The 20,632-nt window shown below is 52.6% G+C and carries 13 protein-coding genes; 8 read left to right on the forward strand and 5 right to left on the reverse strand.

Features of this window, described 5'->3' with window-relative positions; genetic code table 11:
• Positions 1-129: 129 nt before the first annotated feature.
• Together MRY86_RS21760 and MRY86_RS21765 are read right to left on the reverse strand one after the other, a co-directional pair.
• Entirely contained in the window at positions 130-903 is a 774-nt protein-coding gene (locus MRY86_RS21760) for a UDP-2,3-diacylglucosamine diphosphatase (RefSeq protein WP_293566741.1), read from the reverse strand.
• A 268-nt stretch (positions 904-1,171) separates the two neighbouring features.
• On the reverse strand, positions 1,172-1,690 hold the full coding sequence (locus MRY86_RS21765; protein ID WP_293566740.1) for a 3-hydroxyanthranilate 3,4-dioxygenase: 519 nt from the start codon (positions 1,688-1,690) through the stop codon (positions 1,172-1,174).
• A gap of 57 nt (positions 1,691-1,747) precedes the next feature.
• Between MRY86_RS21765 and MRY86_RS21770 the strand changes: the two genes are divergently transcribed.
• The 3 genes from MRY86_RS21770 to MRY86_RS21780 are packed head-to-tail and all read left to right on the forward strand — an operon-like array spanning position 1,748 to position 5,334.
• A complete protein-coding gene (locus MRY86_RS21770; RefSeq protein WP_293566739.1) occupies positions 1,748-2,533 on the forward strand; it encodes an SDR family oxidoreductase in 786 nt (261 codons plus the stop codon).
• Positions 2,534-2,543: 10 nt separating this feature from the next.
• Positions 2,544-3,428, forward strand: coding sequence for an alpha/beta hydrolase-fold protein (locus MRY86_RS21775; RefSeq protein WP_293566738.1), 885 nt, complete (start codon positions 2,544-2,546; stop codon positions 3,426-3,428).
• A gap of 52 nt (positions 3,429-3,480) precedes the next feature.
• Positions 3,481-5,334, forward strand: a complete 1,854-nt coding sequence (locus tag MRY86_RS21780) for a glycoside hydrolase family 13 protein (protein ID WP_293566737.1) — start codon at positions 3,481-3,483, stop codon at positions 5,332-5,334.
• A 356-nt stretch (positions 5,335-5,690) separates the two neighbouring features.
• Here MRY86_RS21780 and MRY86_RS21785 read toward each other — a convergent pair whose 3' ends face one another.
• On the reverse strand, positions 5,691-8,585 hold the full coding sequence (locus MRY86_RS21785; RefSeq protein ID WP_293566736.1) for a peroxidase family protein: 2,895 nt from the start codon (positions 8,583-8,585) through the stop codon (positions 5,691-5,693).
• Between the two features lie 662 nt (positions 8,586-9,247).
• Here MRY86_RS21785 and MRY86_RS21790 point away from each other — a divergent pair.
• Positions 9,248-12,817 carry a hypothetical protein gene (locus tag MRY86_RS21790; protein WP_293566735.1) on the forward strand — a complete coding sequence of 1,190 codons (3,570 nt, stop codon included), beginning with the start codon at positions 9,248-9,250 and terminating at the stop codon, positions 12,815-12,817.
• Here MRY86_RS21790 and MRY86_RS21795 read toward each other — a convergent pair whose 3' ends face one another.
• Positions 12,818-14,371 (reverse strand): response regulator, encoded by a 1,554-nt coding sequence (locus MRY86_RS21795; RefSeq protein ID WP_293566734.1) that lies wholly within the window; start codon positions 14,369-14,371, stop codon positions 12,818-12,820.
• A 210-nt stretch (positions 14,372-14,581) separates the two neighbouring features.
• Between MRY86_RS21795 and MRY86_RS21800 the strand changes: the two genes are divergently transcribed.
• Together MRY86_RS21800 and MRY86_RS21805 are read left to right on the forward strand one after the other, a co-directional pair.
• Positions 14,582-15,799, forward strand: coding sequence for an HD domain-containing protein (locus MRY86_RS21800; protein ID WP_293566733.1), 1,218 nt, complete (start codon positions 14,582-14,584; stop codon positions 15,797-15,799).
• Between the two features lie 70 nt (positions 15,800-15,869).
• On the forward strand, positions 15,870-17,093 hold the full coding sequence (locus MRY86_RS21805; protein WP_293566732.1) for an MFS transporter: 1,224 nt from the start codon (positions 15,870-15,872) through the stop codon (positions 17,091-17,093).
• Positions 17,094-17,096: 3 nt separating this feature from the next.
• On the opposite strand, the gene MRY86_RS21810 is transcribed toward MRY86_RS21805, so the two are convergent.
• Positions 17,097-18,548, reverse strand: coding sequence for a hypothetical protein (locus MRY86_RS21810; protein WP_293566731.1), 1,452 nt, complete (start codon positions 18,546-18,548; stop codon positions 17,097-17,099).
• A gap of 168 nt (positions 18,549-18,716) precedes the next feature.
• Here MRY86_RS21810 and MRY86_RS21815 point away from each other — a divergent pair, with 168 nt between their 5' ends.
• A complete protein-coding gene (locus MRY86_RS21815) occupies positions 18,717-20,273 on the forward strand; it encodes a T9SS type A sorting domain-containing protein (RefSeq protein ID WP_293566730.1) in 1,557 nt (518 codons plus the stop codon).
• Between the two features lie 90 nt (positions 20,274-20,363).
• Positions 20,364-20,483 (forward strand): 30S ribosomal protein THX, encoded by a 120-nt coding sequence (locus MRY86_RS21820; RefSeq protein ID WP_063777922.1) that lies wholly within the window; start codon positions 20,364-20,366, stop codon positions 20,481-20,483.
• Positions 20,484-20,632: the final 149 nt, after the last annotated feature.

Raw genomic sequence — 20,632 nt, forward strand, 5'->3', positions numbered from 1 at the left:
ACTGCAAAACTGCCCACTGCAAAACTGCCCACTGAAGAACTGCCGACTGCAAAACTGCCCACTGCCCCACTGCCGACTCCCCCACTGCCCACTCCAAAACTCCCCACGCCCAAACTCCCCACCAAAAAACTACCCACCACCAAAAACCCGACCTTCTTCATTTTCAAAAAAAGCTAAATTGACAGAATCGCCATCGAAGACAGCGTAAGAATTACTAAAGAGCCATTCCCCCAGATTAACATAACGACTGTACCCGTTCTTTAGCGTGTATTCGATAGGAAGATGCCGGTGTCCGAACACGAAGTAGTCGATAGGCTCCGTTTCCAGCTTGCGGTTAGCGTAAGTGATTAGCCATTCCCGGTCCTCACCCAGGAAGTCCTTTTCTTCAGGATGGTCCGCAGCCCGGCTACGCTGTGACCAAAAGTTAGCCAGCCCGATCCCAAAGTTTGGATGAAGCCGCTCAAACAGCCATTGGCATGCCGGATTGGCAAAGACTTTCTTAATGCGCTTGTAGCCATAATCGCCCGGTCCCAACCCGTCACCATGCCCAATCAGGAACTGCTTGCCCATGATCTCCCGGCGGATCGGCTTGCGATAGGTCGGAATATCCAGCTCTTCTTCAAAGTAGCGGAAAACCCACATATCATGGTTGCCGGTAAAAAAATAAATGGGAATACCCTGATCGCGCAGCTCCGCCAATTTTCCCAACAGCCGCACATGCCCTTTAGGCACTACAGTCGTGTACTCAAACCAAAAATCAAATACATCCCCCACCAGGTAAATCGCCGCCGCATCCCCCCGGATATGCTCCAGCCAGCGGACAATCTGCTTTTCCCGCTCACCACTCGTCAAACGGCCATCAATCCCCAAGTGAAAATCAGAAGCAAAGTATACTTTTTGCATAGGCTATCATCTACCCCCACAAAAGTAATAAAACTCCCCAACTGCCCCACTGCCCACTGCCGACTCAAGAACTGCCGACTCAAGAACTGCCGACTCAAGAACTGCCAACTGCCGACTCAAGAACTGCCCACTCCCCACTCAAGAACTGCCAACTGCCGACTCAAGAACTGCCAACTGCCGACTCAAGAACTGCCAACTGCCGACTCAAGAACTGCCCACTCCCCACTCAAGAACTGCCCACTCAAGAACTCCCCACTCAAGAACTCCCCTACTCCCCCTCCATAACCGTCCCACAACGATCACAAGTACGCAGCTCCTCCGAGCCCATGAAGTTCTGAATAGCCGCCTTCAACTGCACAACGATATCCTCCAGCGGGAAAGCCTCCTCGTGCAATTTATGGTTGCAATTTTCACAGAACCACATCAGCTTGTCCATCTCACCCTCCCGGCGGTAGCGCTCAATGACGAGCCCAATGGTATTTGCAGGGCGTTGCGGTGAATGTGGAATACGCGGTGGCAATAGGAACATTTCGCCCTCTTTGATTGGGATATCTTCCGGCGCTCCGGCTTCATTGATGATTTTGAGGGTAATGTCGCCTTCAATTTGGTAGAAGAGCTCTTCCCCCTCTTCCCAGTGATAATCCTTACGCCCGTTTGGCCCGCCTACAACCATGACAATGTAGTCATCGTTGCCTTTGTAGACTTGCTGATTGCCCACGGGGGGCTTAAGAAGGTGGCGGTTGTCATCTACCCATTGCTGAAGGTTGAAAGGTTTGGCTAGTGGCATAAATTAAGGTTTGTATGAAATTCTTTAAATTTAGCCGGAATATACAAAACACACTCCATGAACTTAGACTTGAAAGGAAAAAATGCGCTCGTCTGCGGCAGCAGCAAAGGTATTGGAAAGGCTGCCGCCTTTGAACTGGCAGAGTTGGGCGCTAACGTAACCTTGGTTTCCCGTTCTGCTGATAAGATGGCAGCCATCACCAAGGAAATGGCACGGGTCAAAGGGCAGCAGCATGACTTTCTTGCTGCTGACTTTACCGATACCGCTGATCTGCGTAAGAAGGTCCGGGGGCTCACTGCTACCAAGCCTATCCACATTTTGGTCAACAATACTGGCGGCCCTCCCGGCGGACCGATTACTGAGGCTGAACTGGAGGAATTTACCAAAGCCTTCACCACACACCTCATCTGCAACCACCTTTTGGCGAAAGCTGTACTCCCTGGCATGCGCAAGGAAGGCTATGGCCGCATCATCAACGTCATTTCCACTTCCGTAAAGGCACCATTGCCTGGCCTGGGCGTAAGCAATACAGTACGTGGAGCCGTTGGCAACTGGGCTAAGACCCTCGCCAATGAAGTGGGGGCAGATGGCATCACTGTCAATAACATCCTTCCCGGTGCGACCAACACTGGCCGCCTACAGGAAATCATTGAGAAAAAGGCTTCTGCAACCGGAAAGTCAATAGAAGATGTGACGACTGCCATGCAGAGCAGCATCCCCCTTCAGCGCTTCGCAGAGCCTGGAGAAATCGGCGCTGCCATTGCTTTTTTGGCTACACCTGCCGCCGCCTATATCACAGGTGTGGCCCTGGCGGTAGACGGCGGGCGGTTGAAAAATATGTAAAACGCCTGTTATGCGATACTTCATTCTTCCTGTTTTACTGCTTTTTATCTTGGGCTGTCAGGAGGAGAAGCCTTCCGCTGAACCGTCCCGCTTTCAGCCTTTTACTTATGAAAACTCTGAGTTTATCGGGCCGAAAAGCGGGCAGGTCTACCTGCCTCCTTCCTACTTCACGGATACGCTGCGGCAGTACCCCGTGCTCTATATGATGGACCAGCAGAACCTCTTCTTTGACAGCCTGGCCTACGGTGGTGCCGCCTGGCAGATCCACCGTACTACAGACAGCCTCTCCACTGCAGGGCTAATGCCTGAAGTCATTATCGTTGGGGTCAACCATGCCAGCGAAAAGCGGTTTCAGGAATACCTGCCTGAAAAGCCTACCGCTCGCTTCGACAGCTTGCTTGAGGCCCGGGTGGGCGGCACTGCCTTTTCTGATGCTTACCTGAAGTTTCTCACCCGCGAGCTGAAGCCTTTCATCGATCGCACTTACCATACCAAACCAGGTAAGGGGCATACCTACATCGGTGGCTCAAGTATGGGCGGGCTGATATCCATGTATGCAGTTTGCGAGTACCCGGATGTCTTCGCCGGTGCCCTCTGCCTGTCTACGCATTGGCCGGTTTCCCTTCAGAATGACACTCCGGAAGCAGCTCAGGCCATCATTGATTACTTTGCCGCCAATTTGCCGAAAGGCAAGCGCTTGTACTTCGACTACGGCACAGAGGGACTGGACCAATTCTATGCACCCTATCAGCAACAGGTAGACTCCATCTTGCAGGCGCAGGGCTATCAGGCGGGGCAAAACTGGATGACACAGGCTTACCCTGGCCACGACCATAATGAGCGCTACTGGCGGGAGCGGGTGCATTTGGGGTTGCGTGGGGTTATTCAGGAGTGAAATTCTGCAAAAAATGCCTATTTTTCCCGAAATCAAACTAATGACCGATTACATGCAACGTCTGACAATCCTGGCGCTCCTGACTCTTTGGAGTGCCGCTCTTTTCGCCCAATCTCCCCTGCAGCGCGTAGAGCCGCCCAACTGGTGGGCTGGTATGCATAACCCTGAGCTCGAACTCCTGCTCTACGGAGACAACCTGGCGCAGTACAAAGCTGCCCTGAGCGACTACAAGGGCGTGAAAATCACCTCCACGGTGCGGGTGCAAAACCCCAACTACCTCTTTGTCAATCTGGAGTTGGCGGAGAGCGTGGAACCGGGCACTTTTCAGGTGCAGCTGTTGGATGGTAAGGATGTCGTGGCTTCCTACGACTATGAACTGCAGGAGCGCGAACCGGGATCTGCCCTGCGCGAGAGCTTCACGCCGGCGGACGTCATGTACCTCATTACCCCGGACCGCTTCGCCAACGGCAATCCGGATAATGACGCGGTGGCGGGCATGATGGAAAAGCCCAACCGCGACTTCAAAGGCGGGCGCCACGGGGGCGATATTCAGGGCATCATCGATCAGCTGGATTATATTGACGATATGGGCTTCACGGCGATCTGGCTCAATCCGGTTTTGGAGAATGATATGCCTGACTACTCCTACCACGGCTACGCCGCCACGGACTTTTACAAAGTGGACCAGCGCTTTGGCAGCAATGAAGAGTACCTCGACCTCATTCAGCGGGCAAAAGATAAGGATATCAAGATCATCATGGATATGATCCTCAACCACTGCGGCTCCGAGCATTGGTTCGTAAAGGATATGCCCACGGATGACTGGATCAACTTCGGAGGGGAATACGTCAACACCTCCCACCGCCGGAATACCGTGCAGGACATCCACGCTTCCGAGTACGACAAGCGCATGTTCTCCGATGGCTGGTTTGTGGAAACCATGCCGGATATGAATCAGCGTAATCCACTACTGGCCACCTATCTGATACAGAATACCATTTGGTGGATTGAATACTCCGGCCTTGCCGGTATCCGGATGGACACCTACCCTTATCCGGATAAAGATTTTATGACAGAATGGACCTGTGCCTTGCGTGCCGAATACCCCAATTTCAATACCGTAGGCGAAGAGTGGGTGACCAATCCGGCGATCGTATCCTACTGGCAGGAAGGCAAAGACAACCACGATGACTACACCTCCTGCCTGCCGAGCCTGATGGACTTCCCCATTCAGTTTGCGCTTACGCAGGGGCTGGTACAGGAGGAAAAGCAATACGGCAGCGGGCTCATCGAGCTGTATAAAATGCTGACGCAGGACTTCCTTTACGCGGACCCCTACAGCCTTGTGACCTTCCCGGACAACCACGACATGGACCGCTTTTACACGCAGGTGAACGAAGACCTCGGCCTCTTCAAAATGGGCGTTGCCTACATCCTGACCCTGCGCGGAACGCCTCAGCTGTACTACGGCACCGAGATACTAATGGACAATGAAGGCTATCCGGGCGACCATGGTATCATCCGCACCGACTTCCCCGGTGGCTGGGCAGGCGATGAGGTCAACGGCTTCACCGGCAAAGGCCTCACCGAGGACCAGAAAGAAGCCAAAGCCTACATTAAAAAGCTGCTCAACTGGCGCAAAACCAGCGAGGCGATTCACCATGGCAAGCTTATGCAGTTTGTGCCGGACGGCGGCTTCTACGTCACCTTCCGCTATACCGATACCAGCAAAGTCATGACCATTCTTAATAAAAACGAGGAAGCCACGCCCCTGCAGCTCGACCGCTTTGCAGAAATGCTGGGCGGTACCAAGCAAGGCAAGGACATAATGACCGGAAAAGCGTACAAAACTTCGGGAACCATCAATGTGCCCGGTAAATCGGCTATGATCCTGGAAATCGAGTAACCCTCCCTACACGGTTAGCTCGTAAGGATTGGCGATGGTTTTTCGGCCTAGTTAACGGAGCAGTTGGGTTGAGTTGATGCCCAACTGCTTTGCTTGTTTACACGGGGTAGATGGATGGCTTGTATAAAAAACTCAGGAGGTAGTGATCATGGAATTAGGACGGGAGGTGTAATATCCTGTCAGGTGGCAACCCCAAAGTCGAAATTTGACTTAAGATGATAGTTTAACACACCATATTAATTTCTCTACAAAGCCACCTGCCTTCCCCTCTCCAAACCTCTCCTCCTGAAAACAACAAAAGCGGACCCGCCCACGCGAATCCGCTCCTGTCATTTTTTATTTTAGCAGGTAGACTTTTAATCCACCACAATCATGCGCTGCGTGGCGCGGTCGTTAGCTGTTTCCACGGTGTAGAAGAGGACGCCGCTGCCCTTCAGGTCACTGCGGTTGAGCTGCCACTGCTGCTCGCCGGCATCGTAGTCGTTTTCCTGTACCAGGAGGACCTTGCCGCTGATGTCCGTCACGGTCAGGCGCGCCCATCCAGCCTCCGGCATGCGGAAGTTGATGAGGGTGGACTCCCGGAACGGATTGGGCTGGTTTTGCTGAAGGGCAAAGCCGCTCGCATCAGCGCCGGTGCCTTGCTCAAATACCAAGCCAAGGTTAGATACCTGCAAGCCATTGCTGTAAGCTTCTGCCTTTACTTTCTGCTCGCTCAGTGCCAGTGCTTCGCTCAACTGTACCGGGCGCTTGGCCTGGAAGGTGAGGAAGAACAAAGGTTCATCCGCTTCTGCTTCAAAGCCGGAAGGTTTTACCCAGCTGTTGGTGATTTGACCTTCCTCTTCGAAGATGCCAAAGTGGTCTTCGGTCAGGTTAGTCAGGCTGCCGGGTTTCATGCCCTGGAAGTCCAGCATGTCCGTATCGAAGTTGAATCCGAACTGGTAGCCTTCCAGATTGGCAATAGCGGCTGAGGTGACCGGGATGTCATAAACCTGCCCGGCCTCAAGCTTCATATTTTGCATTTGGAAGAGGGTCAGGCTACGCTCACCGACTTCACCGGAGTGGAAACCATTAGGAATGGCATCGCCGGTAACGTCCGCAACTTTAACCGCAATAAACTGCAGGTCCATATCTTCAGATAGGACGTCATCCACCGTAATGGTTTCCGGGAAGTCTTCCCCCTGCGGCTCGTCCGTCTGGAATTCGTATTTAGCATCTACAAAACGCCAGGAGAAGTTGTTGGGAAAGAAGTCTGCCTGCCCCAGGATGACCCGGCGGATGTAAATTTGGTCCAGTACTGTAATAGTGCCGCTGCGGTTAACGTCTGCGGCAATTTGCTTGTAGGGGCTGTCCAGGTTAATGACACCAAGGATGTGCTGCTGAATACGTATCAGGTCAGCCGTAGACACGCCGTTGGTAAGGTCATCGTCCCGTTCCATGCCGATCATCGTTACATCACATGCCGGTACGCCCCAGAAGTCAAAGCGGCCTTCGTCATTGGTCATCAGGTTCATCGGGCCGGTGGTGTTGATGACATTCACCATCACGGAAGGAACAGCCTCGCCGGACTCTGTGACTACCTCGCCGGTAATATCAGAAGTCATGTGGTCACAAATCTCATCGTGGCTCATGGCATCAAATACTTTATCCTGCATGAGCTTGATGGTAGTATTCTTCATCAGCACATCGTGCAGGGTCGTATTCTTGATCCAGTCCTTTTCGGCATCGGTCAGTACGGGGTCGTTTTCGTAGTAAAAACGGTCTCCGTCCCGCAGGTTTGTAAATTGAACCTGAAGAATACGGTTGAGCGTTTGCCCGAGAATGGATCCTGGTGCAGGCTCTTCGGCCAGCATGCCCACCCATGGATCAAGCTCATCAATATTTCCATACAGACCAATTAACCGGGCATACACCTCCTGATCGTTGTTGATCTGCTGGAAGAAAGAGTAGCGGTTGAGCCCAAAGTTTTGGCGGATGGTGTTGAAGTCTGCCACACCACGCTCCCGTGCCCGCTGAATGTTGATAGACACCAGGTCAAGCCCGCCTGAGCCCGGAGGGCCAAAGAGGAAGTTACGGACATCATCGACTACCTTGGAATCAAAAGTTTGCATCATCTGCTCTCCCATGCCCTGGAAGAAAGGCTCCAGGCCCACCTCCATAACCGGATAAGGGTTGAAGAAGGCATCGCGCAGCAACATGTGCCCTTCAGGGATCTCGTTGCCATTCTCATCTACGCGCAGCAGCTGACTGTTGAGCAGGGTATGACCGAGGCGGAAAGCAGCAGCGGTGAAGACGTTGAACAACTGTGGGTGCACGGTTTCATCATAGCCCTGATAAGGTTCCAGTTGAACGCCCATAGCAGGCAGCCATTCGTCATAAACGATAGACTGAATCAAGCCGCCCACCAGCTTGCGGGCATGCTGATAAAGCTGTTCATCGTTCCAGTCCGGATATTCCTGTGCCAGTTCGTCGCACAGTCGGTTGTGCTCCCGTACAAAGAGCGCATGGAAGGCGAGGAGCAAAGGGTTCTCCCCGGCACGGGGGTCGCCGCATACGAAGACTTTCTCCGTCAGGCCGACAGGGTTGTCCATGTGTGGCGTATTCGGGTCGATGGGGGCATCATATTCGCCGTTGAAAGTATTAAAGGGCGGAAGGTTGCCCGCAGATACCTTCAGTTTGCCCCCTTCAAAGCTCCGTAGCCAATTGGCCCGGAATTCATCAGAACCGTAAACACCAGAACCATCAATGAACGCAGTGATTTCGTTTGGATGGCGGCGTGGGTTGAACGTATTAGTTCCGGTGGAAGGATCAAATGTATTCCGGACCATAGGGATAATCGCCTGACCAGTATTGAACGGGTCAAACATAGGGTCGCCTTGAGGCACGCTTATGTTCATAGGCTCTGTCCCATCAGGGGTGAGGCCAAAGTCGTGGTCAAGAAACTGTCCGAATGCCCAGACAAAATCGCTCAGTTCAAAAGGGTCAAAGAGGGGAGCGCCCTGAGAGAATAGCGAATTGCTGACCCGCCGTGGATTAGGGCGGTTGGGCCCAGCTGGCTCGTCAATGAGGTTTTCATAGGCAACCTGATCGCCGGAAATAAGCAGATTGGTGTGTGCCTGCCCCCAATCCGGATGGTTCGGGTTGTTGAAGGAGCCATCGTAGGTCCGATAAAGGTCTACGTTCAGCGGCTGCGCGAATAGTGCCGTTGAGACCAGGACTCCAAGTAGCATTAATTGTAAAGATCGTCTTTGCATAGTGCGATAATTTAGCTCATGGGTATTTATGACTTATACCTCGGTCAAAGTAACAATAAACCAATAACACAAAATTTAAGCTACTGCCAAAATTTAAGGGAGCCGTAGCCTGTTTTGGGTAGATGACCAGACTTATTTGTTTTGGTATGCAGACGAGTCAGCGTAACCCGATTCTTTTACGCTGTACCTAAATTAGCCTTTTGGCAAGGCTCTTTCAACATAGTTTACGAGGGGGGATTTTAGACTGTTGCAATCTGAGGCGAAAATAACTAAATATTTTAGATTTTTCTACTCCTTGCATTCAGTTTGTCTGTCCAGACCCACTTAAAACCAGCTTTGGCTAAACTCTGTTGCGATTCACAGCGGCTTTTTTGCCCTGATTTTTCACTGAAATGTTAAATTGTATTAATTTACACATCCAAATTTCCTACTTAGCGAATAAATCCTAGCCTGAATCGGTTTAACAACCGCTACGGCTAATGAGTGGTATGGCAAGAGTGCCTTACACTCAATAGCCATACAACAGTCGGGTGATTTCTTGAAGAAAGGGCAGCTTTGGTTGCCCTTTCGTTTTTGACTTTACCCGGACATCCTCTCCGTCCCGGTGTACGCCAACTGCTTTTATTTCGTTATTTCGGGAAACGCAACGCAAGTAAACACGCATGCCAAAGGCATTCAGGATATGGGAATGGATTGAAGCATGGGGAGGTATGGCCTGCCGGGCGATAGCCTTCTGCTGGTTCCTGTCCCTGTTTACCAGTCTGTCCGCTCAGGTGGCACCTGCCAACAATTTGCGCACAGTGGACTATACTCCGGAGTCTTCCTTATTATGGTCGGATTCGCTGACTATCGTGCCGGGCAGCCTTTTGGTTAGGGATACCCTTGGAGAACCGCTTCCCAAAGCCTGGTTTAAGGTGGCGGACCGACAGATTAGGTTTGATACTGCCATTTTGCAGTACCCCAAAGTGCAGCTTTCCTATCGTGTGCTGCCCTTTGCGCTGGGTGCCGAGCAGCAACGCCTGGATACCAGCCTGGCCAAGCCTTTGGATGACGGAGGCATCGGCCTGGCGTACAATCCCTATGAGCGCGATGAGCAGCTACTCGACTTCCGGGGGCTCAACTACAACGGCAACTTCACCCGGGGCATTTCCTTCGGCAACAATCAGGACCTGGTCCTCAACTCCAGTTTCAACCTGCAACTCGCGGGCGAACTTGGCGACGGGGTGGAGATCGTGGCGGCCATTACAGACGAGAACATCCCCATTCAGCCGGAAGGCAATACACAACAGCTTCGGGAGTTCGATCGCATTTTTATTCAGTTGCGTAAAGGGCAGAATCAGCTCACAGCTGGAGACTATGAATTGCAGCGGCCGGACAGCTATTTTATGAATTATTTCAAAAAACTGCAGGGCGCGACTTTTTCCAACGTATCCAACTTTGAAAATGGCGGGCAGCTATCGTCTCAGGCAAGTGTGGCCATCAGCCGGGGGCAGTTTACCCGCAATTTCATTGATGCCATCGAAGGGAATCAGGGGCCCTACAAACTACGGGGTGGGGAAGGGGAGCGCTTCATCATTGTCCTTTCCGGTACGGAACGGGTTTTCCTGGATGGCGAACAATTGGTGCGGGGGCTGGAGGAAGACTACATCATAGATTACAACCGGGGCGAGCTCACCTTCACCAATAAGCGCCTGATCACTAAGGACAGCCGGATTGTCGTGGAGTTTGAGTACGCCGATCAAAACTATGTGCGCTCCCTTTATGCGGTCAGCTCCGCCTATGAAAAGGACCGCTTTAAGCTCAATTTCAATCTCTTCAATCAGCAGGACAGTAGAAATGCCACCGGGGAATTGCAGCTTACCGATGAGGACAAACGCTTGCTCAGTGAGGCGGGCGACCGGGAGGGTGGAGCTTTGCTGCCGAGTCTGGATACACTTGGGGAGTTTTCTCCGTCACGAGTGGCTTACCGGCAGGTCGACACACTGATTAGTTGCGGGCTGCAGGATACGTTGCTGCAATACCTGGTCTTTACCACTGAGCCTCAGGACAGCCTGCTTACGGCCCGCTTTTCTTTTGTGGGGCAGGGCAACGGGCAGTACATCCTTGATGCCAGTCAGCCCGCCAATGAGCGCGTCTATCGCTGGGTGGGGCTGGATGAGAATTGTCAACCTGCCGGGGACTTTGCACCGGTAATTCAGCTGACGCCCCCCCGGCAGCAGCAGCTCTATACCCTGGGAGGCAGCTATGATTTTTCTGAATATACCAAAGTAAGGGCAGAGGTAGGTATGAGCCGCAATGACCTCAACCGCTTTTCGGACCTGGACAGCGAAGACGACTTAGGGTTTTCGGCCTACACCGAGTTGCAGCACCGGTTGCTCCCGGGGGGCGACAGCAGTGGATGGCAGCTGGATACCCGATTGAGCTATGAGTGGGTACAGGCCGATTTCGAACCCCTCAACCCCTACCGCAACCCCGAGTTCCTTCGAGACTGGAGCCTGGCAAATGTACAGGGGCAGGGCAGTGTGCCGGAAGCAGAAGAGCAAATTGGAAGAGGTGGTTTTGATCTGCGCAAGCGAGGCGTTGGGGAGCTGAGCTACGAACTGAGCGGCTTTCGCAGAGATACCCTCTATCAGGGATGGCAACACCGCTTGCAGGTGCGGGAACAGCTCGAAGACTGGCAGGTGGAACTGGATGGCAGCCTGCTTAGCACGGAGAGCACTACGCAAAGTACCCGCTTTCTGCGCCCGCGAGGGACCATTGCTTACGCCATTCCCTGGCTGGGGCGTACCCGCCTGGGGGCGTATGGCGAACAGGAGCGCAATGAACGCTTTGCCACCGGCATAGACACCCTCGATGCGAGCAGTTTTTACTACAACCGCTACCGGTTTTTCCTGGAATCGCCGGAGCAGGACAACTGGCAGTGGGGCAGCAGCTTTAGTGAGCGGATCGATTATGCGCCGGTAGGGGAGCGCTTTCTGCAAAGCGCCCGGGCAAGCGAGGCGAATATCAATGGCAAATGGCGCTACCAAAAAGCCCGAAACCGGCTGCAACTGGCTGGCAATTTTACCTACCGCCGCCTGGGCATCAGCCGGCCAGAAACGACCAATCAGGAAGCCGGGGAGACCTTCCTGGGGCGGGGCGACCTTAACTTTACCATCCTGAAGGGGGTGGTGCAATCGTCAAACACCTATGAGATTGGTTCAGGGCAGGAGGCCAAGGTGGAATTCACCTACGTGAAAGTGCGGCCGGGCGAGGGTACCTACATCTGGCTGGATTCGCTCTATAATAATGATGGTGTCATTCAGCAAAATGAAATGGAAATTGCCCCCTTTCAGGACCTGGCTGATTATGTACGGGTGACGGCTGTGACGGATGAGTTTATCCGCACCGATGATGTGCGCCTGAACCAAAGCCTGCGCATTACCCCCAAAGCCGTGTGGTACAACGAAGAGGGTTGGAAGGCGACGCTGGCCCGCTTTTCCACGCTGTCCAACCTAACCATCAACCGGAAGACCCAGGCCACGGAAAGTGTGTCGGCCTGGAACCCGTTTCAGCTGGATGTAGCGGATTCCTCCCTGGTGGCCGTTAGTTCTAATATCCGGAACGTGCTTTTTTTTAATCAGGCGGACCCTACGTATGACTTGCAGGTCGGCATGAGCGATGTGCGGAACAAATTTGTACAGACTTCAGGCTTCGAAAGCCGCCGCAACAGCGAGCAGTACCTGCGGGGCCGCTGGAATATCTCCAGGGCGGTGAGCACTGAGTTTGCGCTGTCCCAGGGCCGCCGCACCAATGACTCTGAGTTTTTCAATAATAAGGATTTCGATATCCGCTATTACGAGGCGGGGCCCGAAGTGACGCTGATCCCCTCCCGGGCTTTTCGGGCCACGCTATCGTATGAGTTCCGTCAGGATGATGACCAGCTACCGGATGGGAATGCCTTTGCCCAGCGGCACAGCTTTGAAGCGGAAGCCCGGTACAATCAATCCACTCAGACGTCCATTCAGCTCCGTACCTCTCTGGTCGCTGTGGATTTTGACGGACCGGCAAATTCTCCGGTGGGTTTTGCCATTCTCAATGGCCTGCAGGATGGGCGCAATTTCCTATGGAGCCTGACCCTTGACCAGCAGCTGGCCAAAAACATACAGCTCCGCCTCAGCTACGAAGGGCGGAAGACGGGGGAGGCGAATGTCGTCCACACTGGCCGGGCGCAGGTGGCCGCCAATTTTTGATTACCGGGGGCTCATCCTTACAACCGGGCAGATGATCTCCTCCAGGCTGATGCCGCCGTGCTGGAAAGTATTGCGGTAGTAGTTGTTGTAGTAATTGTAGTTGTTGGGGTAGAGGAAGTATTTGTCCTCCTTCGCAAAGATGAAGGTAGAGCTAACGTTCGGCCGCGGAAGCTTGGCGTGTTTGGGGTCGCGCACATCGAGGACATCCTTACGGTCGTACTGCAGGTTCTTGCCCACTTTGTAGCGCAGGTTGGTCGTGGTGTCCCGGTCGCCGATCACCCGGCTCGGTGTTTTGACCCGGATGGTGCCATGGTCGGTAGTCACGAAAAGCTGCGCTCCTTTTTCAGCGGCCTGCTGCAAAGCCTCCCAAAGTTGAGAATTGCGGAACCAAGAGCGAGTGAGGGAACGATAGGCCTTCTCATCACCCGCCAGTTCCTTGAGGACCTCCATCTCCGTACGAGCGTGGGACAGCATGTCAATGAAGTTGTAGACGATGACTGTGAAGTCGTTATTCAGGTGGTTAAGGATGTTATCGTTGAGCTGTTTGGCGTGGTTGGCATTGGTGACCTTGACATAGTCAAACTTGATCTCTTTGCGGATGGTTCGCCCAATCAGCTCCGTGAGGAAATCATGCTCATGTAAGTTTTTACCGCCATCATCGATATCATTTTTCCACCAGGTAGGATAGTATTGCTCGATTTCGGAAGGCATAAGCCCGGCAAAGATCGCATTGCGGCTGTACTGCGTAGAGGTAGGAAGGATACTGTAAAAGTAGTCCTCCTCTTCGGTGCGGTAAAATTCGTTGAAGATGGGCTCGAGCATACGCCACTGATCATAGCGCAGGTTGTCGAGCAGCAGCAAAATGGTAGGGGCATCGCTATCCATTTTCGGAAACACCTTAGAACGTAGCAAATCGTTGGACATTACCGGGCCGTCCTTATCGCGGATCCAGCCCAGGTAGTTCTTTTCAATGTATTTGGAGAAGGCCGCATTGGCTTCGCTCTTCTGATCAGAGAGGATGTCCCACATGCCGCTTGAGTTGGATTCGTCGAGCTTGATCTCCCAGTTGATGATTTTGCGGTAGATGTCCACCCACTCCTCGTAGTTGAGCCCGCTGTTGATTTCCATGAAAATCTGCCGGAACTCCTGCTGGTAATCAGAGGAGGTCTTTTCCCGCACCAGGCGTTTGTTGTCTACAATTTTCTTGAGGGTCAGCAGGATTTGGTTGGGATTGACCGGCTTGATGAGGTAGTCGGTAATCTGAGCGCCGAGGGCTTCCTCCATCACATTCTCTGCCTCATTTTTGGTAATCATCACGACGGGCAGGTGCTGCCGTTTCGCTTTGATTTTTGCGAGGGTTTCCAGCCCGGTAATGCCCGGCATGCTTTCATCGAGAAAGACAACGTCGATGTCATTGCGTTCGTCGCACTCTTCCAGCGCGTCGTACCCGTTGGTAACGGTAATGACCTCGTAGCCTTTCTTTTCCAAAAACATAAGCTGAGGTTTGAGCAGATCGATTTCGTCATCTGCCCAGAGAATGGTGATGTTTTCCATATTGCTTTTTTGACTGTTTCTTCGCCTTGGTCTATTGTAATAAGCGCATATTGAAGGAAAACGTTGTATAGCGGTAAGTTTATTATCTGCTAACGGGTGTTATTCGGAAAAAGGGCACTGATTGGCACAGCCTTTCCCCGGAGTGGGTTTAAAATATTAACTTTATCCAAAACCAGCCGTTTCACCTGACAAACAGCAGAAAGACCTCAAATGAAGAACAAAAAAATCCTCAACGATCCGGTCTATGGCTTCGTTGGGATTCCCTACGGCATCATCTTCAATCTGGTAGAGCATCCCTACTTTCAGCGTTTGCGGCGCATCAAGCAGACGAGCCTTACGCACTTGGTTTACCCCGGCGCCTTGCACACCCGCTTTCATCATGCCCTGGGCGCTCTGCACCTGATGCAGCAGGCTATAGAAGTGCTGCGCTCCAAAGATGTGCACATCACGCAGGAAGAAGCCGAGGGCGTTTGCATCGCCATTCTGCTCCACGATATCGGGCATGGCCCCTTTTCCCACACCCTGGAGCATACGCTCATGCAGGTCACGCACGAAGACCTGTCCCTCTACTTTATGGAAGAGCTCAACGAAGCTTTTCAGGGAAGGCTGGAGCTGGCCATGTCCATTTTCAAAGATGAATATCCAAAGCCTTTTCTGCATCAACTGGTTTCGGGCCAATTGGATATGGACCGCATGGATTACCTCAACCGGGACAGCTTTTTCACCGGGGTGCATGAGGGCGTGATCGGGTATGACCGCATCATCAAGATGCTGGCGGTACGGGATGGTGAGCTGGTGGTAGAGGAAAAAGGCATTTATTCCATAGAGAAATTTCTCATTGCCCGCCGCATCATGTACTGGCAGGTGTACCTTCACAAAACGGTCCTCTCGGCCGAACAAATGATGATCGTTGCGCTGAAGCGCGCCAAAGACCTGGTCAAACAGGGGGAAGCAGTGGAAGCGCCCCCGGCGCTAAGTTTTTTCCTCAACGGCGCCCCTGCTGCTGCTGATTTTGCGGAAAACCGCAGTGCCCTGCTCCAACGCTTTGCTGCCCTGGACGATTACGATGTCATGACCGCTTTCAAGTACTGGCAGCACCATTCAGACAAAGTGCTGGCTTACCTGTCGCAGTGCCTCATCAACCGCCGCTTGTTCCGCCTGGAGTTCAGTCACGAGCCCTTTGATGCCGCTTATCTGGAGCGGGTCAAACAGGCCGTGCTGGACTGGAGCGAGCTGGACCCAAGTGCGCTGGACTACCTTTTTATACAGGGTGAAGAAGCCAATGCCGCCTACCGCAAAAGCAAAGACGAGATCAAAATCCTCCGCAAAAACGGGCAAGTGCGGCCGATGTCAGAAAGTACGGATTACAACATACAGTCCAAAGCGGTGCGCAAACACTATATCTGTTACCCCAAGATTAAGTTCTGATCTTTAGCAGCCCGGGTGAAACTATTGCCCGCCGTTAAGGGTTTGTGTTGGAACTCGAAAGCTGCTAAAAATGGTTAAACCTGCACTGAATGCCCCCGAAACACCCGTCATGAACGAGAAGCTGCTGCTTTTCCTCCTGGCCATGGTGCAATTTACCCACATTATCGACTTCATGATCATCATGCCGCTTGGCAAACAGTTTATGCAGCTGTTTGATATTAGCCCGCAGCAGTTTAGCGTCATTGTATCGGCCTATGCGCTAAGTGCTTTCGCTGTAGGTTTTCTGAGTGCAATGTACATCGATCGGTTTGACCGGAAAAAGGCACTCGCTTTTACCTATCTGGGCTTCACCCTGGGGACGTTTGCCTGTGGGCTGGCCGATGATTACTACATCTTCCTGGCAGCGCGTAGCATCACTGGCGCTTTCGGTGGGGTGCTTTCCGCTCTGGTCCTCTCTATCATTGGCGATGCCATTCCGCTCAAGCGGCGCGGGCAGGCAATGGGGGTGGTAATGACCGCCTTTTCTGCGGCCTCTGTTGTGGGCGTGCCGGCGGGGCTTTACCTGGCGGCATCTTTTAGCTGGAGGGCCACCTTCTTCGTGATTGGCGGCATCGCTGCGGTCGTCCTGGTACTGATTTTCTTTTTCATTCCGGCCCTCAACCGGCACCTGCGGGGAGAAGGTATACAGCGCAACCCCTTTCGGGTTATGGGCAATATTTTCAAGGACGGCAATCAGCGAATGGCGCTGTTGTTTACGACTATCCTGATGTTGGGGCATTTCACCATCATCCCTTTCATTGCCCCGTATATGCAGCTCAATATCGGGTTTTCGGATCATCAGGTGACCTATATTTATGCGGTTGGCGGGGCGCTCACTATATTTCTGTTGCCGTTCTTCGGGCGGCTGGCAGACCGGTTTGGGCATGCGCGCGTGTTCACCTTTGCCAGTTTAGGCGCGTTGGCGTCTATTTATGCCATTACCAATCTGGATACGGCTTCCATTGCACTGGCCTTGTGCGTGACGTCCAGCTTCTTTGTGGTGGCCAGCGGCCGGAATGTGCCGGCTACAACGATGGTGACTTCAGTGGTGCGGCCCGAGAGCCGGGGCAGTTTCATGAGTGTGCGGACTTCCATCAACCAAATGGCGATGGGGCTTTCCTCTTTTGTGGCGGGCCTGATTGTACAAGAAAATACGGATGGTTCGCTCGTTGATTATGAATACGTTGGCTATATCGCTATTGTCATGAGTTTGCTCGCAGTAGCCCTGGCCTGGCGGTTGAAGGCGGTGGAGTAGGGCTCAATTCCGCATGTCCGCAATTTTTTCCTGCAGCCACTGTCGGGAAGCGAGGGCTTCACAAGCCTGAACCTGCTGTTCAATTTTGTCGAGCGCTTTGTCGTCGCCCGGATTGACTCTCGACAGCCGGCGGGTAAACCGGATGACATTCACATACTGCTCCTTGACGTCGCGGGCAATTTCCCGGTTGCGCCTCAGGTAAATGCGGAAGCTATCGAGCAAAGAATCCAGCGCCAGAAATTCGCCCATCTCAAAGTAGGTCAGCAACAGGAGCAGCTTACTGCCCAGTGTGTAAACAATGGACTCATACTCCACCTCCCGCAATTGGGCAATCACCTCATCGTACTTTTCCTGGTGGAAATAAACTTTTGCGAGGTTATAAGTCAGGGCATTGCGCCGGTGCTCTTCGGGTAGCTTTTCAGTGTAGTTTTGGATGAAGTACTCCACCCAGTCCAGCTCTTTGATGTGCAGCCCCACGGTGATGATGTTCTTGTAATCCTGATAGCTGAGTACCCCGTTTTTCATCAGCAGGCCCGCTTCGATCGCCTGACGGTAGACATCAAACAGCTCATGGAAAAACCGGGCTTCTCCGGCATTGATTTTTTTGATGATGCAGTAGTTGCTCAGGTGGATGCACAGCGCGTTGGCATCGGGCTCGGGGACTTGCTGGACAATATCCTCAAAGAAAGCAGATTTGAGCTGGTAGAATAATTCCTCTCCGTCTTCAGCCTCAAAGAGCCTCGCAACCAAGAGGTAGGCGCGCAGCCAGGGTTCCTGCCTGGCATAACCGCCCTGCTCCATTTCCTGAAAAAGGTGGCCCGGCAGCCGGATGTCTGGTTTTTGCGCGGAGAACAAGCCATAGCCCAGTGCATCGCAGTAGTGTCGTAGCTTATGCAGGTAGTAAGAGCAATTCAGGTAATAGTCGGCTCGCTCCAGATGAGAGAAATCGGTCTGTTTTTCGGCACGGGCTTCCAGTTGCTGATGGCAGGCCAGGTGGTAGTCGTAAAGCTGGCGGTAATGGTCCTGTTCCGGGCGCTCAGCGTTTTGTTGAAGGGTGTTAAACTTCTTGGAAAGCCCTCTGAAGTGCTTGTCCTGATGAGGTTCCACCACTGTTCCCAGTGTTTTTAATACCTCTTCCTTTTCCTTTGAAGCACAGGTGTTTATGTAGGTGAAGCGGTAGGCTAGCTGTAATAACTCGGAGCAAATCCGCCTCAGGGTACCATCTTTGTAAGGCGCCTTTCCATACAAACTTTTCCAAACAACCGCTTTGTCTAATTGTTTGTCTCGTTGAAGCTCGTGCATCCTGTCGCTGCTCAACTGGTCATTTAGGTATCGAAAAAGCAAAAGCAAAGTCTCGCTTTCATTGAAGTACGGAGAGCGCAGAAATCGCTCAAATTGCAGCCGGTCTCTGGCTGAAAGAGCGGAAAGAAAGGAGATGAGCTTAGGGCTGATCATTTTGGGTCCGAACAATTTTGACGCCTTGATTTTGTATATTGCTTTAAATCAAGTGTTTATGTTATTTTAGGGTAATCAAGTGGCTGACAAAATACAATTTTTGTCCTTTGGCGCAAGTACAATTATGTGCATTTTTGAAACATGGATGGTCTAGATAAAATGATTCACATGCAACGCTTACGTTTTTGGTTGGTCTTGGGGGGATTTATTTTTTTCATTGGCAGCGATCTATCGGGCCAGGAAAATTGTATTGATTCCCTTCAAATTGACGAAACTGTCATCTGTCCTACGATTGCAGACCCGGTCTGTGGGTGCAATGGGCAGACCTATGTTAATTCGTGTGTGGCAGAGACCTGGCATGGCGTGACTTCCTGGACGCCAGGTGCCTGTCCGCCAACCTCCTGCCAGGCCAGCTTCCTGTTTAGCTTTGTGTCGGACGCTAATGTTTACCTGTTCAATACTTCAACGGCTTTCGATAGCGCCATCGTGACCATTAATGGCGTACTCGATGCTTCTAACTTTCCAATGGGCAATAGTGCCTTCCTTGAGCTGCCTGGCGATACGGCAACCGTTTGCCTGACCATCTGGACGGCCGATGGCTGTACGGATACTTACTGTGAGGCTATTTTCGCTGATTCCCCGAACGACCTCTGTGCCCAAACCGACTGTGTCTGGCCCGGTGATGCAAACGGGGACCGCCTGCCTAACATATATGACCTGGTCAATATCGGGCTGGGCTACGGTAGTGCCGGCCCGGAGCGGACGGTCTTCCCTGATCCCAACAATCCAATTGCCTGGGCGCCTAATTTTAGCGACGATTGGCAGGAGTACGCTGGTGCGGTTGATTTCAAGCACCTGGACTGTGACGGGGATGGCTTTATTGATGAATGGGACGTCGACGCAATCAACTTTAACTATATGCCCGATAATGCCGTGGTCAGCGCCCCTACCCCCGGGGCTGTACCGGTCTATCTGGAGTTTGATCAGGAAAGCTTCACTATTGACAACAATACACCGGAGTACTTCTCCTTTAGTGCAGGGCTTTATGTAGGGGATGCGGATCATTTGGCAGAAAACCTCCATAGCATCAGTTTGAACTTTGATTATCCAATCGGGCTGACGGTACCGCATTCCATCACAGTGGACTATAACGATGATGCCTTTCTGGGGCATTCTGAAGACCTGCTGACCGTCCGCCGGGACCTGGTAGAGTTTGGGCAGGGGCGGTACGATCTGGCCTGGAGTCAGAAGAGTGGGCCGGGGAGTAGTGGCTACAGCCGCCTGGCCACGGTGAACTTCATCGTGAGTGCCGATATCATCATGGGACGCTCCGTGCCCGAAACCCCATTCCCCACTCAGGTAAACGGCGTGTACCTTATTGATGCAGCGGGCGATACGCTTGATTATGACCTGCCAGGTGGAGATACGCTCGTCATTTTCGACCAAACGTTGGCTAATGACGAAGTCTTGCCGGGCCCGGTTGGTGAATTGGGCGCTTTCCCCAATCCCACCACCGGAAAAGTCTACCTTCAGCTGCCACAGGGCGGCAGCAACGGCACCACACTGGAAGTGTTGGATGCTCAGGGCAGGCTGGTTTGGGCATCCCCTGCTGTGCAGGAATTGCCTTATGTAGACCTCAGCCGCTTTGGACCGGGGCTATTCTTGCTACGGGCAAGATTGGACGATGGGCGAATCCTGGTCCGCCGCGTGCTGCACACGCCCTGAAAATAGGCCGTAGCGCAGTTTCTTCTCCTTCAAAGGATTTTTTATCTTTGCGGCGATAATTGATATTTATTAACATCAACTCATATAAAGATGGGAAAAGGTGATAAGCGCACGAAAAAAGGCAAGCGCTGGAGTGGCTCCTACGGCAACAGCCGTCCAAAGCCAGAAGACGAAAAGAAGAAGAAAGAAGAGAAGCAGAAAAATAGCTAAACTTCAATACGCGCCTTGCAGGACATGTCCCGCAAGGCGCGCTTCATTTTTACAGAAACATCCTTCTGTTATGCCCTCCGCTGCTGGAAATTTTCTTATTTTCCGGGCGTCCCGTGTTGCGTTAATGCGGGTATCAGCAACGATAACCA

The sequence above is a fragment of the Phaeodactylibacter sp. genome, from assembly GCF_022763345.1.
Classification (GTDB): domain Bacteria; phylum Bacteroidota; class Bacteroidia; order Chitinophagales; family Saprospiraceae; genus Phaeodactylibacter.